12 protein-coding genes and 2 tRNA genes are annotated in these 15,750 nt (G+C 64.9%); all 14 read left to right on the plus strand.

All coding sequences use genetic code 11. The annotated features are described in order from the left end of the window. Positions 1-119 precede the first annotated feature (119 nt). The 14 genes from FJT57_RS05040 to FJT57_RS05100 all read left to right on the plus strand — a co-directional run bounded on the left by FJT57_RS05040 (position 120) and on the right by FJT57_RS05100 (position 15,671). Positions 120-1,559 (plus strand): cytochrome ubiquinol oxidase subunit I, encoded by a 1,440-nt coding sequence (locus tag FJT57_RS05040; protein WP_144902287.1) that lies wholly within the window; start codon positions 120-122, stop codon positions 1,557-1,559. Next, positions 1,552-2,640 carry a cytochrome d ubiquinol oxidase subunit II gene (locus FJT57_RS05045; protein ID WP_144902289.1) on the plus strand — a complete coding sequence of 363 codons (1,089 nt, stop codon included), beginning with the start codon at positions 1,552-1,554 and terminating at the stop codon, positions 2,638-2,640. Before FJT57_RS05040 ends, FJT57_RS05045 begins: the two co-directional genes overlap by 8 nt. 79 nt (positions 2,641-2,719) lie before the next feature. Then, a complete protein-coding gene (locus FJT57_RS05050) occupies positions 2,720-2,923 on the plus strand; it encodes a hypothetical protein (RefSeq protein WP_144902292.1) in 204 nt (67 codons plus the stop codon). Between the two features lie 27 nt (positions 2,924-2,950). Further along, positions 2,951-3,031: transfer RNA gene (locus FJT57_RS05055), tRNA-Ser, on the plus strand. Positions 3,032-3,216: 185 nt separating this feature from the next. Further along, the gene (locus FJT57_RS16610) at positions 3,217-3,390 is read left to right on the plus strand and encodes a hypothetical protein (protein WP_203229098.1); all 174 of its coding nucleotides are present in this window, start codon (positions 3,217-3,219) and stop codon (positions 3,388-3,390) included. Between the two features lie 472 nt (positions 3,391-3,862). After that, positions 3,863-5,512, plus strand: a complete 1,650-nt coding sequence (gene thsB, locus FJT57_RS05060; protein WP_144902610.1) for a thermosome subunit beta — start codon at positions 3,863-3,865, stop codon at positions 5,510-5,512. A 321-nt stretch (positions 5,513-5,833) separates the two neighbouring features. Beyond that, positions 5,834-6,823 carry an ornithine cyclodeaminase family protein gene (locus FJT57_RS05065; RefSeq protein ID WP_144902294.1) on the plus strand — a complete coding sequence of 330 codons (990 nt, stop codon included), beginning with the start codon at positions 5,834-5,836 and terminating at the stop codon, positions 6,821-6,823. Positions 6,824-6,896: 73 nt separating this feature from the next. Then, positions 6,897-7,400: a DUF7549 family protein gene (locus tag FJT57_RS05070; RefSeq protein ID WP_144902297.1), complete on the plus strand. Its 504-nt coding sequence runs from the start codon at positions 6,897-6,899 to the stop codon at positions 7,398-7,400. Between the two features lie 384 nt (positions 7,401-7,784). Beyond that, the gene (locus tag FJT57_RS05075) at positions 7,785-9,614 is read left to right on the plus strand and encodes a type II/IV secretion system ATPase subunit (RefSeq protein ID WP_238993906.1); all 1,830 of its coding nucleotides are present in this window, start codon (positions 7,785-7,787) and stop codon (positions 9,612-9,614) included. Then, positions 9,601-11,769: a type II secretion system F family protein gene (locus FJT57_RS05080; protein ID WP_144902300.1), complete on the plus strand. Its 2,169-nt coding sequence runs from the start codon at positions 9,601-9,603 to the stop codon at positions 11,767-11,769. Before FJT57_RS05075 ends, FJT57_RS05080 begins: the two co-directional genes overlap by 14 nt. 190 nt (positions 11,770-11,959) lie before the next feature. Next, complete coding sequence (locus FJT57_RS05085) at positions 11,960-12,730, plus strand: class I SAM-dependent methyltransferase (protein WP_144902304.1); 771 nt, start codon at positions 11,960-11,962, stop codon at positions 12,728-12,730. Positions 12,731-12,935: 205 nt separating this feature from the next. Further along, entirely contained in the window at positions 12,936-14,036 is a 1,101-nt protein-coding gene (locus FJT57_RS05090) for an NAD(P)/FAD-dependent oxidoreductase (protein ID WP_144902307.1), read from the plus strand. A 172-nt stretch (positions 14,037-14,208) separates the two neighbouring features. Then, positions 14,209-14,279, plus strand: a tRNA-Gly gene (locus tag FJT57_RS05095). Between the two features lie 381 nt (positions 14,280-14,660). Next, positions 14,661-15,671, plus strand: a complete 1,011-nt coding sequence (locus tag FJT57_RS05100; protein WP_144902309.1) for an ABC transporter substrate-binding protein — start codon at positions 14,661-14,663, stop codon at positions 15,669-15,671. Positions 15,672-15,750: the final 79 nt, after the last annotated feature.

Genomic DNA, 15,750 nt, shown 5'->3' on the forward strand with positions numbered 1-15,750 from the left:
ACGGGCGCACCCCTCGATCGACGGTTCCCAGTCGATGGGAACGACCGTGCGACACTTGACCACGCACACAGTAGTACACGGGAAGGGCCAGCCAACGCTACGCCCGGCAATCACCACCAATGATCGAACCGGCCCTCGCCAGCCGACTCCAGTTCGCACTCACGACGATCGTTCACATCATCTTCCCCGTGATGAGTATGGGGCTCGCCCCGTTTCTCATCTACTTCACGTGGAAGGACATCCGAACCGGGAAGCCGGTGTACGAACAGTTACGCCGCTTCTGGACGAAGATCTTCGCCGTCTCGTTCGTCGTCGGAACGGTCACGGGGATCGTCCTCGAGTTCGAGTTCGGGACGAACTTCGCCGCGTTCTCGACGGCCGCGGGCGAGCTCTTCGGCGGTCCGCTCGCGGTCGAGGGGATGATGGCGTTTATGCTCGAAGCGACGTTCCTCGGCGTGTTCGTATTCGGAAGGGAGCGCGTCTCCGACGCGCTCTATATGGTCTCGGCCGTCGCCGTCGGACTGGGAACGTGGCTGTCAGCGGTGTGGATTCTCATCGCGAATTCCTGGATGCAGACGCCCCGCGGGTACGAACTCGTCGTCGAGGACGGACAGACGCTCATCTCGCTCGTCGACCCGATTGCGGCCTACGCGAACCCGCGGTTCCCGTGGATGTTCGTGCATATGCAGAACGCCGCCGTACTCTCCGTCGCGCTGTTTATGGCTGGCGTGGCCGCCTATCACCTGTTCCGTCACTACCACTGGGAGTACCCCGTCGAGCACCCGGAGTTCTGGGAGACGACGCTCAAGATCGCCGTCGTCGTGCTGTTGCTCACCGCGCCGTTCCAGGTGGTCCACGGTGACGCCTACGCGCGACACGTCGCCGAGACCCAGCCGCAGAAGTTCGCCGCGATGGAGGCCGTCTGGGAGACCGACAGCTACGTCCCCGAGTACATTTTCGCCGTCCCGACGGATCTCGACGACCTGCTGAATCCGCGCGCGAAGGAAATATTCGGACTCGGGGTCCCCGGTGGGGCGTCGTGGCTCGTGAGTGGCGGCGATCCCACGGCGGAGATTACGGGGTTGAACGAGTTCGACACCCAACCGCCGCCGGTCGCGATCGTCTTCTGGTCGTTCCGGATCATGGTCGCGCTCGGCTTCTGGTTCGTCCTTCTGGCTTTCTGGGCGGGATACCGCTGGTGGCGCGGCCAGTTGCTCGAAGACGACCTCCTCCACAAGTCGCTGATGGCCTCGTCGCTGCTCGGCATCCTCGCCGTCGAGGTCGGCTGGATCGTCACCGAAGTCGGCCGACAGCCGTGGGTCATCCAGGGAGTGATGAAAACGCGCGACGGCGTCTCACCGGGATTGACCGGGTTCGAGGCGACGCTGACGCTGGTTGGGTTCGGCGTCGTCTACCTCGGCCTGCTCTCGCTGTACACGTACGTCGTGGCGCGGATCGTGAGAGCGGGCCCGCCCGCGGTCGACGAATCGACCGCCGACAGCGCCCCCAACGGGGCGTCTCAGCAGCCGTCAACACCCTCCGGAGGTAACGATGATTGACGGTGCTTCGGTGGGAGCGGATGCTGCGATCGCTGTGGTTGCTGCGGTAGCAGCAATCGATCCGACACTCGTCCTCCAAGCGGGGTGGCTCTCCGATGGGCCGTTGTTCGGCCTCCCACTCACGGAGCTGTGGTACGCCCTCCTGTTCTTCATTCTCGGGACGTTTCTCTTCTTGGACGGGTTCGACTTCGGGGTGGGAGTACTCTTCGCGACGCGCAGTACCGCGTCCGACCGCGAGCAACTCCTCGCATCTATCGGACCCTTCTGGGACGGCAACGAGGTGTGGCTCGTCGTCTTCGGCGGCGCGCTGTTCGCGGCGTTTCCGGAAGTCTACGCGACGCTCTTCAGCCGCCACTACCTGCTGATGTTCGCGATCCTCGGCGCGCTCATCGCGCGCGGCCTCGCCCCGGAGATGTACGAACAGCGCCACGACGACGCGTGGCAGCGCTGGTGGGGTCGCGCCTTCGTCGTCGGCAGCGTGACCGCGCCGCTGTTCCTGGGCGTTTTCGCCGCGAACTGGCTGCTGGGGGCGACGGCGCTCGTCTCGATTCCGTCGGTCGTCGTGGGACTCGCGCTGGTCGCGCTCTCGACGACGGGCGGGGCGGCGTTCCTCGGGTTGAAGACGCGCGGGCGAGTGCAGCGGGAGACGACCGTCTACGGCCCCCGCGCGCTCCTCGCGTATCTGGCGTTAGTCGTCCTCGCCGTGGGCTTCCTGCTCGCGACCCGCCCCGCCCTCAGGAGTGACCTGCTCTCACCCGCGGTGCTCGGACTCCTCGGCGCGAGCGTCGCCCTCGGCGGGGCATACGTCGCCGCGATGCGCCGGGAGTCGTACGTCGGGGCGCTGGCGGCGACGGCCGGGCTCACGTACGGGCTAGTCGCGTTGATCGCGACGGTACTGTACCCGGTGATCGATCCCGTGACGGGGCTGACCGTCGCCGACGCCATCGTCTCCACGATCCCATTGAACCTGATGAGCATCGGGGCCGCGCTGTTGCTCCCACTCGTGTTCACGTACTTCGTCGTGCTGTACTCGGCGTTCTGGGGTCCCGTCGAGGAGGGCGACGGCTACGCGGGCGAGTAGAGCGCGCCGGAGAGTCACCGCGGTCGGCGATTCGTGATCGAACGAGAGGTTTTAGACGGCCGAACGACTCTGTCCGGGCGTGAATCGAACCCGCTCGGCGCTCCTGTGGGGACTCATCGGTGCGCTCACGTTTCTCGTGCTCGTGCAGGGCTACCGGCTATTCGTCGGATCGCTGGGAGTAACTCTCCCGCTCGGAGCGGGCGTCGCAGTCGCCGTCGGCCTCGTCGTCGGAGGCGTCTCCTACGTCGCCGAGCCCCGACTCGGGGCGAAAGGAAGGACTTAAACTACTCAGTAGGTTACCTCCGTTCGAGCCAGGATGGCCGAGTGGTAAGGCGCACGCCTGGAAAGCGTGTTCCCTCTGGGATCCAGGGTTCAAATCCCTGTCCTGGCGTTTTTCCGACTTCAACACCACCGAGCACTGCGTGGCGTGTGCGAACCACTCGGTGAGACGCACCAACCTCAGACCGGTGAGACGCACAAATCTCGGACCGGAAAGCCCGACCAACCTCGGACGTCCGCGAGAGCAACGAATCGCCACAAAGTTAATGCGTGTGGGAATCCTCGACACGGTTGACAATGCCTGACACAAAAGACGGTCGGGAGCGCAAGGGGCGGAACAAACGCAACCAGCTCCAAGAGCGGCTCTACGACGAGGAGATGGAGGCGATCGACGCCGACGAGGAGCTCCCACCGTTCGAACCGTCGCGGGAGAAACCGTTCGTCGCCGACGAACTTCCGGAGGAGCTGTAATCGCACTGACGACTGCCGCGGCATTCCTCGCAGAATACAGTGGGTAGCGTTCGTTCCTGATCGCGCAGCCGTGCGTGTGAGACCGTACGATCGCGTGAATGCACACTTGCGAACGTCGGTATCGCGGTTATCGATGTTCCGAGTTCCGCAAGAGTACGCCTCTCGCTCGCGCGACGCCTCCGCGGGGGTCGCCACGTCTCTCGGTGTCATCCGAGAACCGGTATCCGGCAACACAGGTACCGAAGAGGGCACTGTGGACCAATACTTAAATAACGATACTCACGGCCGTTTCACGGAATAGCATTGTCAAAGAGTATCACACAATACCGGCGTTGAGTAACCGATTCACGCCGTTTACTGTGGTATGCCCCGGCGTCTGTACCGATCCTCGAAACGCCCAAAATCGCAGGTATTATATAGAATCACAAACAATCAGTCGATGTCTATGAGTCAGCGAATGCAGGGTCAGCCGATGATCATTATGGGCGAGGATGCCCAGCGCGTCAAGGACCGCGACGCGCAGGAGTACAACATTCAGGCCGCTCGAGCAGTCGCCGAGGCCGTTCGATCGACACTCGGCCCGAAAGGGATGGACAAGATGCTCGTCGATTCGATGGGAGACGTGACCATCACCAACGACGGCGTAACGATCCTCAAGGAGATGGACATCGACAACCCGACGGCCGAGATGATCGTCGAGGTTGCCGAGACGCAGGAGGACGAGGCTGGCGACGGCACGACGACCGCCGTCGCGACCGCGGGTGAACTCCTCAAGAACGCGCAGGATCTCCTCGAACAGGACATCCACCCGACGGCGATCATCAAGGGCTTCCACCTCGCGAGCCAAGAGGCCCGCGCGCAGGTCGACGACATCGCCGAATCCGTCGAGCCCGACGACACGGAGCTTCTCAAGAAGGTCGCCGAGACGTCGATGACCGGCAAGAGCTCCGAGCTCAACAAGGACCTCCTCGCGGATCTCATCGTCGACACCGTCAGCGCCGTGACGGTCGAGGCCGACGACGGTTCCTACGTCGTCGACCTGGCGAACGTGAACGTGGAGACGCAGACCGGGCGCTCGACCGCCGAGTCCGAACTCCTCAAGGGAGCGGTCATCGACAAGGATCCGGTCCACGACGACATGCCCACCCAGTTCGACGAGGCCGACGTACTGCTCCTCAACGAGCCGATCGAGATCGAGGAGGCCGACGTCGACACGCAGGTCAACATCGAGTCGCCCGACCAGCTCCAGAAGTTCCTCGACCAGGAGGAGAAGCAGCTCAAGCAGAAGGTCCAGCAGATCGTCGACTCCGGTGCCGACGTGGTCTTCTGTCAGAAGGGCATCGACGATATGGCCCAGCACTACCTCGCGAAGGAGGGCATCCTCGCGATCCGGCGGACGAAGAAGTCCGACATCGCCTTCCTGCGCGACGTTGTCGGCGGCAGCGTCGTCTCCGATCTCGACAGCCTCACGAGTGCTGATCTCGGCCACGGCTCGGTCCGCCGCGACGGCGAGGACGAGCTGTTCTACGTCGAAGGGCTCGGCGAGGAATCCCACGGCGTCACGCTGCTGCTGCGCGGCTCGACCGACCACGTCGTCGACGAGATCGAGCGCGGCGTCACCGACGCGCTCGACGTCGTCTCGACGACCGTCTCCGACGGTCGCGTCGTCGCTGGCGGCGGCGCAATCGAAGTCGAGCTCGCCCGGCGGCTCCGCAGCTACGCCGGATCCGTCGGCGGGCGCGAACAGCTCGCCGTCGAAGCCTTCGCCGACGCGGTCGAACTCGTTCCCCGCGTCCTCGCGGAGAACGCCGGTCTGGACTCCATCGACACGCTCGTGGAGCTCCGCGAGGCCCACGAGGGCGGTGAGGTCCGCGCTGGACTGAACGTCTTCAGCGGCGACGTCGAGGACACCTTCGACGCAGGCGTGGTCGAACCCGCGCACTCCAAAGAGCAGGCGCTGTCATCCGCGACCGAGGCCGCGAACCTCGTGCTCAAGATCGACGACATCATCGCCGCCGACGAGCTGAGCACCAGCGGCGACGGCGACGAAGGCGGCGCACCCGGCGGCGCTGGCGGTATGGGTGGCATGGGCGGAATGGGCGGTATGGGCGGCGCGATGTGAAAGCGGTCAGAGACCCCATTCCGTAGACCGTCAGCTCTCGCCTGACACAGCCGACGTAAGCGCGGTCGCCGAAACGTCACCGCGCGCTACCCACGGCTCGAACTGTCTCGCCGACACGACCGACGGCCCCGATTTTCTTTCGCGTATTCGTCCGGTAGCGCGCGCTTTCTCGCTCCAAGCACGGCCGATAGTGAGCAGTTATGACAAGTCAGAATTCAGCCGGACCCGGATGAATTGAATTAAAATTTTATCAATTCCAAATTTATAGAAATTGATTCAGAAATGAGATGAATTAAGTGCATCTCGAACGAATCTCGATGTATGGAGACGCTTCTGTTAAACGGGACCGACGTCCGCGAGAACGCGTCGATGACCGACCTCGTTCCGGCGGTCGAGGACGCCTTCGCGGCCTTCGAGCGCGGGGACGCACAGATGCCGCCGAAGTCCTACATCGATTTACCGGAGTACAACGGGGACTTCCGGTCGATGCCCGCGTACCTGGACGCGGGTACATGGGACGCGGCGGGCGTCAAGTGGGTGAACGTCCACCCCGACAACCCCGAGAAGTTCGGGTTCCCGACGGTGCTGGGGACGATGATCTATTCGGATCCAGAAACCGCCGTTCCGCTGTCGATAATGGACGGCAGAGAGCTGACGATGCTCCGGACCGGTGCGGCGGCGGCGGTGGCGACGGACCACCTCGCGGTCCCGGACGCCACCTCGCTGGGTATCGTCGGCGCGGGCGCTCAGTCGTACACGCAGCTCCGCGCGATCGCGGAGGTCCGCGACATCGAGACGGTCGTGATCTCCGATCTGGACGAGGAGCGCGTCGCGAAGTTCGTCGCGGAGTTCGAAGGCGAGTACGACGTTCGCGCCGGATCGATCTCCGAGGTCGCCTCCTGCGACGTGCTCTCGACGGTGACGCCCGTCGAATCGCCGATCGTCGCCCGCGACGACGTCGGAGCGCACACCCACGTCAACGCGATGGGGGCGGACGCCACGGGGAAACACGAGCTCGCCGATCAGATACTCCTCGATTCGAAACTGGTGATCGACGATTACGAGCAGACGACGCATTCCGGTGAGATCAACGTCCCGTGGAGCGAGGGCGTCCTCGACGACGACGACATCTACGGCTCGGTCGGCCAGATCGTCACCGGATCGAAGGACGGACGAACCGACGCGGACGGGATCTCCGTCTTCGATTCGACGGGGCTGGCGATTCAGGACGTCGCCGCCGCCCACGTCGTTTACGAGCACGCGACCGAGAAGGGCAACGGCTACGCCTTCGATCTGCTCGGACTGGCGTAGTTCGGCGATTCGATCTGTCCACAGTTCGACCACCGTCCGGTACCTTTTACAGAAACGCCGACGGTGAGCAGGTATGGTCTGGGTACGCGCCGAGTACGCGGGGGCACTGGCGGTCGTCTCGACGTGGATCGCGGCGCTCGTCCCGTGGAACGTCACCTATTCGACGGGCGTCTCCGGCGGCTCCGTCCTGTTCGTTCGGTTCCCGTTCTTCCAGATCCGGTACGCCTACGGCGTCCCGACCGCTCGCGGCGTCAGCGTCTCGGATCCGCTGTCGGCGACGGCGTTCCAAGTGGGCCAAACGATTCAGGCGGCCTATCAGGTCTGGACCGTCGGCGCGGCCGTCCTCGCGCTCGCCATCGCGTTCTCGGTGCTCTACTACCGGTACGAGGAGCGGATCGAATCGGGTCCGATCGACCCGGTTCGGCTGCTCGGCGGGCTGCTCACACTCACCGGTGTCGTGCTCGCGGTCGCGACGTATCTCCTGGTGACCCGCGGGTTTCCGGGCCTCCCGCTCCCGATCGGCGTCGTCCTGCTGTTCGTCTTCGGCGCACTGTTGCTGACCGTCGACCGAGCGTAGCTGACGGGTCGTCGCGGGCGTGGCTGGCGGACTATCGCGGACGTGGCCAGTGGTCGTCGCGGACAGGCGGCGAGCGTTTATATGCGAGAACGCGCCCAGCGAGGGTGTGACGTGACAATCGTCCCGCGTCGGGTCGCAGTTGCTCGGCACGCCGATGGGGGACAGGAGTGAGACGCCGTCGACAGCGGTGGGGATGTCGTCAACAGCGGCGAAGACGCCGTCGACAGGTCGTCGAACGCGGGTGCCGACTGTTCGCCAGAGCGGACTGACCCGCCGACGGAGGAGACGCCAGCGCCCGGAATCACGTCTCGGTCGAGTGAATCGAGGCACGGTCCGAAACGGGGCGACAGTATAAGTTACTCCGAACGAAACGGCCGGTAACACGTGGGGGACGCTGGTATCGGCGAGCAAAACGCGGGACACGAATCGGAGGGCAGCGGGGTCAACGGGACAGCCGCGGCGACGTCCGAGGGTTCAGAACCGCGCGACGCGGACGCGTCGACTGCCAGCGGATCGGCGGTCACCGCGTCAGCGACTCCGGATGCGGAGAGTGGCTTCCTCGGCCGCGTCACACGACGGGTCGGCCGCGTCGTCGACGTCCTCCGAGGGTCGTCGATCGACGTCCACCCGTACCGACCCGAAGACGGGCGTTTCGCGGAGTTCGAGCCGCCGGACGGCGAGGAGGTCGTCGATCGGTACTGGGTGAACGCCCCGTACGCCTACGTCGTGATCACCCACGACGACGAGGAGAGCGAGCACTACTACTACGCGGTCGAACCCGAACTCGACGAGTTCGAATCGGAGTTGCGCGATCGGGCCGTCGTCGATATCCGCGATCCGCTCCTGTACCGGACGAACGGGGACCCGACCGCCGAGGAGACGCTTCGCTCGGAGTTGCGGACGCTGCTCGAACAGTACGGCGTCGACGTGTCGATGCGGACGTTCCACGCGCTGCTGTACTACCTCGCGCGCGACTTCCGCGGATTCGGCCGCATCGACCCGCTGATGCACGATCCGCATATCGAGGACATCTCCTGCGACGGCTACGATCTCCCCATCTTCATCTATCACGACGAGTACACCGACATCGAGACGAACGTGGCGTTCGCGGCGGACGATTTGGACGACTTCGTCATTCGGCTCGCACAGGAGTCGGGGCGACACGTCAGCGTCGGCGCGCCCGTCGTGGGGACGACACTCCCGGACGGGTCGCGAGTCGAACTCGCACTCGGCGAGGAGGTGACGCCGCGCGGGTCGGCGTTCACGATCCGGAAGTACGCCGACGAGCCGTTCACGCCCATCGACCTCATCGACTACGGGACGTTCTCGGTCGAGGAGATGGCGTATCTGTGGCTCTGCATCGAGAACAACAAGAGCCTCATCTTCGCCGGGGGGACCGCCTCGGGGAAGACGACGTCGATGAACGCCGTCTCGATGTTCATCCCGCCGCGGTCGAAGGTCCTGAGCATCGAGGACACCCGGGAGCTGTCGCTGTATCACGACAACTGGCTCTCGTCGGTGACGCGCGAGCGACTGCACGAGGGCAGCGACATCGATATGTACGATCTCCTGCGCTCGGCGCTCCGGCATCGCCCCGAGTTCATCATCGTCGGCGAGGTTCGCGGGAACGAGGCCGTAACGCTGTTCCAGGCGATGAACACCGGACACACGACGTTCTCGACGATGCACGCCGACAGCATCGAGACGGTGATCAACCGCTTGGAGAACGAGCCGATCAACGTCCCGCGCGCGATGGTCCAATCGCTGGATCTCCTGTGCGTCCAGACGCTGACGCGCGTCGACGGCGAGCGCGTGCGCCGATCGAAGACGATCGGTGAGATCGGCGACGTGGATCAGCGAACCGGTGAACTCGATTACTCCCGGGCGTTCACCTGGAAGCCCGAGACTGACACCTTCGAGCACAGCGATTCGAGCCTTCTCGAGGAGATCCAGCGGGAGCGGGGGTGGAGCCGCGCGGAGCGCAAGCGTGAGATGAACCGCCGAGAGCGGTTCTTGGAGCTGCTGGTCGAACTGGGAACGACCAACTACCGGACGTTCACCGCGCTCGTCAACGAGTACTACTCCGCACCGGATCGAGTGATGGAACGGCTGGAAGCCGCGAACGATCCGGCCGAAGACGAGACTGCGGGTAGCGGCGGGACCGTGACGCACGGCACCGACGGCGAGGGGGCCGAATTCGATGGTCGTCGCTGACCTGCTCGGTTACGCCCCGTTCGCGTTCGTGACGCTGCTCGTGATCCCCGTCGCGCTCGTTCCAGTCAGTCCGTGGGCGCGGCTGCTCGTCACCCGGCTCGCACTGCCGATTTTCGGAGGGTACGTCACCCGGTCGGAATCGATTCGTCGGCGACAGACCGCGCGAATGCGGGCGGCGTTCGTTGGCGAGAGCTACCGGGTGTTCGCCTCTCAAACGCTCTTAATGGCTGCCGTGGCGGGCGTGGCTGGCAGCGTCTACGGCGTGTACCTCGCGGCGGGGGTGCTCCGCGCGCTCGCCGTCGATCCCGACGCGGTCCGCGCGGCGTTGCCGACGTCGCTGGAGTTTCTCGCCGCGATCACGCAGTTGCCGAACCTCTCGCTGCTGCAGCTCTTTGCGCTGCTGTTAGTTTCGGGTGCTACCGTCGGGGCGTTGTTCGCGTTCGGGGCGTACTGGATCCGCTGGACGGTACTGGACCAGCGGGCCCGAACGCGCGGGATCGAGATCGACGCGACGCTCCCGCGGACGGTGGCGTTCGTGTACGCGCTCTCGCGGTCCGGCGTTCCGTTTCAGGAGGTGTTGCGGACGCTCGCGGACAATCAGAGGATCTACGGCGAAGCCGCCCGCGAGCTCAGTGTCGCGGTGCGAGATATGGACGCGTTCGGGACCGACATCCTGACCGCATTGGGTGAGACTGCGAGTCGAACGCCGAGCGAGAATCTCGAAGAGTTCACCGAAAACCTCGCGAGCGTCCTCTCGTCGGGGCAGAACGTCTCGACGTTTCTCCGCGATCAGTACGAACGCTTTCAGGAGGAAGCGCAGGCACAGCAGCGGCAGTACCTCGAACTCCTGTCGACGTTCGCTGAGGTGTACGTCACCGTCCTCGTCGCGGGGCCGCTGTTCTTCGTCACGGTCCTCGTCGTGGTCGGCCTCGTGATTCAGAACACGCTTATCCTCATCCGTCTCGTGACCTACCTCGCGATCCCGCTGGCCACGTTCGGGTTCGTCGTCTACGTCGACAGTATGACGGAGGGACTTGGCGGCCCCGACGTTTCCGCGGAAGCGGGTGGCGCTGACGGGGGGCGACGCAACCGCGACACACCTGGGACTCCCGAGATTGCCGACGGCGGATCGGTTCAGGCGCAGGGAGAAGATCAGGCACTGACCGCCGAGAACCGGCAGCGGCTGGCCGTCTACGATCGAATCGGATCGTTTCGAGAGACGTTGGCGAACCCCGTCGGGACGGTGCTTCGCCGACCGAGCTACTCGCTTTTCGTCACCGGTCCGGCCGCCCTGCTCCTGTTCTGGCTCTCGGTGGCCGATACCGCTCGCGAGCCGATCAACGCCCTTCGAACCGGTTCGGTCGGTCCGATGGCGGCGGCCTCGGAGCTACTCCGAATCACCGACGGTCCGATCGTCCTGGCGACGGCCGTCGTCCTCGTTGGCGTCGCCATCGCGCACGAGGTACAGAAGCGTCGAACGCACGCCATCGAGGCCGACATGCCCGATTTCCTCGACCGAATGGCGAGCATCAACGAGGCCGGAGTCACCGTCGTCGGGTGTCTGAAGCGGCTCTCGACCGCCGACCTCGGTCGACTCGGTGACGAGATCGCGCGGGTGTGGCGGGACGTTCGGTGGGGGTCGAGCGTCAGCGACGCGCTGGTGCGGATGGAACGCCGGACGCACGCCCCGACGGTCTCACGCGCGGTGACGCTCATCCGAAACGCGATGGCCGCGAGCGGTGACATCAGTCCCGTGCTTCACATCGCAGCCGACGAGGCCCAAGAGACCAGACGCCTCCGCCGAGAGCGACGACAGGAGATGGTCACCTACCTCGTCGTCATCTACATCTCGTTTCTTGTGTTCCTCGGAATCGTCGTCGCCCTGACCGTCGCGTTCATCCCCGCGATCGAGGCCGCCGGACAGTCGAGCGGCCCGACGCCCGGGCAGATTTCGGGCGTGGATACCGGCGTTATCGGCGGCCTCAGATCCGTCAACACGGACGCTTACGAGCTCCTGTTCTTCCACATCGCGGCGATCCAGGGCGTCTGTTCGGGCCTCGTCGCGGGCCAGTTGGGCGAGGGGAGCGTCGCGGACGGCCTGAAGCACGCGAGCGTCCTCCTCCTTATCGCGTACGCGGTCTTCGCGGTGTTGTGAGCGCGCTCGATCGGTGGCGCTCGGGCGGCGACCGCTGCGATCGGGCATCGAACGTTGTACGGCGACCGCTGCGGTCGGGCGACCGCCACGGTCGGACGACGACCGATGTACCGCCGCTGCGATCGGACGGGAACCGCAGCAACCGGACCGGGACCACCGCGATTTTGTACCGCGATCACCTCTCTCGGGTATGGACGAGGAGGGCGGAGCGGAACCGCCGATCGGCGAGGCCGTGGGGTCTTCGGTCAGACGCACCTACGATCAGATCGCCTCCCACTTCGCGTCGACGCGGGAGTATCCGTGGCCGGAGGTGACCGCGTTCCTCGGCGGGGAGCCGGTCGGCGACCTCGATCCCGACGCGGAGGCCGCACTCGCCGGTGGCGCGGGGGTGAAAGCGAACGACGAGCAGCGCGGGGCGTCGACGTCGGAACGGCTCGGTCTCGATCTCGGCTGCGGGAACGGCCGCCACGCGGAATCGCTTTCCGGTGTGGTCGAGAGCGTCGTCGGCGTCGACGTGAGCGGTGCGCTGCTGCGAACGGCCCGAGAGCGGGCGCAGAGCCGCGGTTTCGACGATAGGCTGGGACTGGTACAGGCGGACGCGGCGGCGCTGCCGCTTCGGTCCGACGCCGTCGACGTCGCGGTCTACGTCGCGACGCTACATCATCTCCGAACGCGCGAACGGCGCGTCGCGAGCCTCTCGGAACTCGCTCGCGTACTGCGTCCCCGCGGTCGAGCGCTCGTCAGCGCGTGGTCGACCGCGCACGATCGGTTCGACGCGACGGACGGCTTCGACACGACCGTTCCGTGGACCCTTCCGGGCGGCGAGCGCGTCCAACGGTTTTACCACATTTACGATCCCGCGGAGTTCGAGTCGGATCTGGCCGCGAGCGACCTCGACGTGGTAACGAGCGTGATCTCCAGCGGCAACTGTTACGCGGTCGTCGGGCCTGGGGCCGAGTGAACGCGTCACGAGCGCACCGCCAGTACTCGCCAACGCGGCTGTCGTTACCCGCTACTAGCACACGCTCCACCGCGCGCGACCGGCGCAGTCATCGCAACCCGACATCAGCACGTTCTGATACCGAGCGTCGAACCGCCCGCGGCTGGACGTCACCGGCGCACTCGAACTCTGCGTTTAAGTTCGGGCGACGGCAATGGACGGACGAATGAGCGACACAGCGGACGTACGCGACTACGAGGTGGTCGTCGTGGGGGGCGGTCCGGCGGGACTACAGACCGCGCTGTACACGACGCGACTGGGCCACGACACTGCCGTCGTCGACCGCGGCGGCGGGCGCGCAGCGATGATGTTGGAGACGCACAACGTCATCGGCGTGCCGGAGGAGACGTCCGGAAACGAGTTCCTTCAGACCGCACAAGAACAGGTGAAATCCTACGGTGCGGATATCGTCCGCGACTTCATCGTCGAGGCGGAACGCACCGAAGACGGCCGGTTCCGACTCCTCGGCAACGACGCGGAGTTCCTCGCCGACCGGGTCGTCCTCGGCGTCGGATTCAACGACGAGCGCCCGAAGCCCCCGGTCCCGCGGACCGGCCGAGGGTTGCACTACTGTCTGCACTGCGACGCGTACATGTTCGTCGACCGGCCGGTGTACGTGATGGGAACCGGCGAGGCCGCGGCCCACGTCGCGATGATTATGCTCAACTTCACCGACGAGGTTGATCTGTTGCTCCGCGGTGAACAACCGGAATGGAGCGACGAGACCGACGAACAGCTCCGCGCCCATCCGATCGACATCATCGAGTCGGAGATCGTCGGAATGCGGAAGGGCGATGACGGCTGGCTCGAGGCGTTCGAATTCGAGGATAGCGTGGGTCCGCGTTCCACCGGAAGCGGGCCGGAGTCCGGCGACGACTCGGTTCGGCGGTATCGCGGCGGCTTCCCGATGTACGGTTCGAATTACAACACTGCGCTCCCCGAGCAGTTGGGTTGTGAGCTGAACGACGACGGCACAGTTGTCGTCGATGACAGTATGGAGACGACCGTCGACGGAGTCTACGCCGTCGGCGACATCACCTCCGGGCACAACCAGGTCCCCGTCGCGATGGGGCAGGGCGCGCAGGCCGGGATCGACATCCACTACACCCTCAGAGAGTTCCCGCGCGACCTCGAAACGATTCGCGAAAACGGCCCAGTGTCGCCGGACGAACTGCCTGGACTGGGAAGTCGCGTTCGCGCGGCCGCGGCCGACTTCGAGGAGGCGCGCGCGCCGCCGCTCGAACCGGACGCCGCGAGCGACGACTGATACAGAGTCCGGATATGTCGAACGTGCGACGACCATATCGGTGAGCCGGTTTCCGTGAGACGGCGTCGCGGCACGGCACCCCGAGTCGAAAGGGTAACATCCTTATTCGGGGACCGGGAACAGAGGAGTGACGGTCGTCGCCGCGTGATCGCGGTGAGGCCGAATCGGACGAGCGCCGGTGGTCTAGTGGTAGGACCTGAGCCTTCCAAGCTCATGGCCCGGGTTCAAATCCCGGCCGGCGCATTCTGCGAGGAACCCACGTGACGAGCGAATGCGTCACGCTGGCGATTTGAATCAGAGAGCGAGCGGAGCGAGCGACCGTGGTTCACAATCCCGGCCGGCGCATTTCTCGAACGAAGTGAGAGAGGCACTCGTTCAGGCGTCGCATTTTCTGCCGCGTGTGAGGGATCGATCGTTTCGCAGGGAGCGTTACACCAGCGAGTCGGATTCGAGCAGGGGAAAGACCGAAGCAGCGATGTAAATCCCACAGATACATATCAGTTATTAGATAAATAGACAAAGTTCGTATTTCTCGGACAGAGCGCTCAGAAAAACCGAGATACCCAGGCGATGTCTCGAACCTATTGAGAATTGTTTTATATTCAACGTGAACTGTGGTACAGTATGCACCTCAGGAAACGCGACTTCCTCAAGAGTGGCGCGGCAATCGGTGCGGCCAGCGTGGCCGGATGCCTCGGCTCGATCACCGGCGGCGAGATGCCGACGCTCCGGATGAACTACACCGTCCCGGCGGAGAACCTCATCTCGTTGATGGCGATCCCCGAGATCCAATCGGAGTTCGAGAATCTCGGGTCGGCCTACGAGTTGGAGACGAACCAGAATCAGAGTACGCCGGACTCGCTGAACGCGATGGCCAGCGGCGAGGCCGATATGGCGCTCTTGGCGTATGCGAGCTTCCCCGCGGCGGTTTCACAGGACGCCGTCCCCGGTGGGATCACCGCGATCGCGATGGACTTCTACGACGCTCACGAGGACTACTTCCGGTTCCCGGTGATGTCGATGGCGGACTCCGACGTCACCGATGCGGAGGACCTCGAAGGCCGAACGATCGCCGTCAACGCGCTCGGGACCGGCGTGCACGCGATCATCTACCGGATGCTCGAAAACGTCGGCATCGACCCCGAGAACGGCGTCGAGTTCGTCGAACTCCCGTTCCCGTCGATCGCTTCGGCCATCCGCGAGGGCCGTGTCGACGCGGGAATCTTCGTCGCGCTGTTCGCCGCGGCAGTCGAGGCTGAAGGCGATATGCAGACGGTCTTCGACAGCCGCGATTCGTGGGGACAGGCGTACCCGTTCGGGTTCGTCGCCGCGTCCAACGACTCCCTGGACGGGAAGGAAGAAGCCATCAGAGCGTGGGCGAGCGACTACGTCTCGATGGTCGAACGCGTCTACGAGAACCGCGAGGAGACGGCCCGACTCGCCGCGGAGCACTTCGACCTCCCCGAAGCGCTGCTGTCGTCGTACTACCTGACCGAACGCGACTACTACCGACCGCGGGACGTCGGCCTCGACATCGAGGCGCTCCAGTTCGTCACCGACGAACTCGCCGATATGGGATTCCTCGAAGCGAGTCCGACGATCAGTGACCACGCGACAAACGAGTACACGCCGTGAGTCGTCGCGGCGTACGCGGGCATCGGTCCACCCCCATCCGCGGTCTCTGAGTCTATCACAGTCGTTTACTCCATTCGTC

Source organism: Halobellus captivus, assembly GCF_007655485.1.
GTDB lineage: Archaea > Halobacteriota > Halobacteria > Halobacteriales > Haloferacaceae > Haloquadratum > Haloquadratum captivum.

Bases quoted from the DNA above. Each gene is read 5' to 3' on its own strand.
- FJT57_RS05040 (WP_144902287.1), top strand. From the start codon at position 120: ATGATCGAACCGGCCCTCGCCAGCCGACTCCAGTTCGCACTCACGACG.
- FJT57_RS05070 (WP_144902297.1), top strand. From the start codon at position 6,897: ATGGTCTGGGTACGCGCCGAGTACGCGGGGGCACTGGCGGTCGTCTCG.
- FJT57_RS05045 (WP_144902289.1), top strand. From the start codon at position 1,552: ATGATTGACGGTGCTTCGGTGGGAGCGGATGCTGCGATCGCTGTGGTT.
- FJT57_RS05080 (WP_144902300.1), top strand. From the start codon at position 9,601: ATGGTCGTCGCTGACCTGCTCGGTTACGCCCCGTTCGCGTTCGTGACG.
- FJT57_RS16610 (WP_203229098.1), top strand. From the start codon at position 3,217: ATGCCTGACACAAAAGACGGTCGGGAGCGCAAGGGGCGGAACAAACGC.
- FJT57_RS05085 (WP_144902304.1), top strand. From the start codon at position 11,960: ATGGACGAGGAGGGCGGAGCGGAACCGCCGATCGGCGAGGCCGTGGGG.
- FJT57_RS05065 (WP_144902294.1), top strand. From the start codon at position 5,834: ATGGAGACGCTTCTGTTAAACGGGACCGACGTCCGCGAGAACGCGTCG.
- thsB (WP_144902610.1), top strand. From the start codon at position 3,863: ATGATCATTATGGGCGAGGATGCCCAGCGCGTCAAGGACCGCGACGCG.
- FJT57_RS05100 (WP_144902309.1), top strand. From the start codon at position 14,661: ATGCACCTCAGGAAACGCGACTTCCTCAAGAGTGGCGCGGCAATCGGT.
- FJT57_RS05090 (WP_144902307.1), top strand. From the start codon at position 12,936: ATGAGCGACACAGCGGACGTACGCGACTACGAGGTGGTCGTCGTGGGG.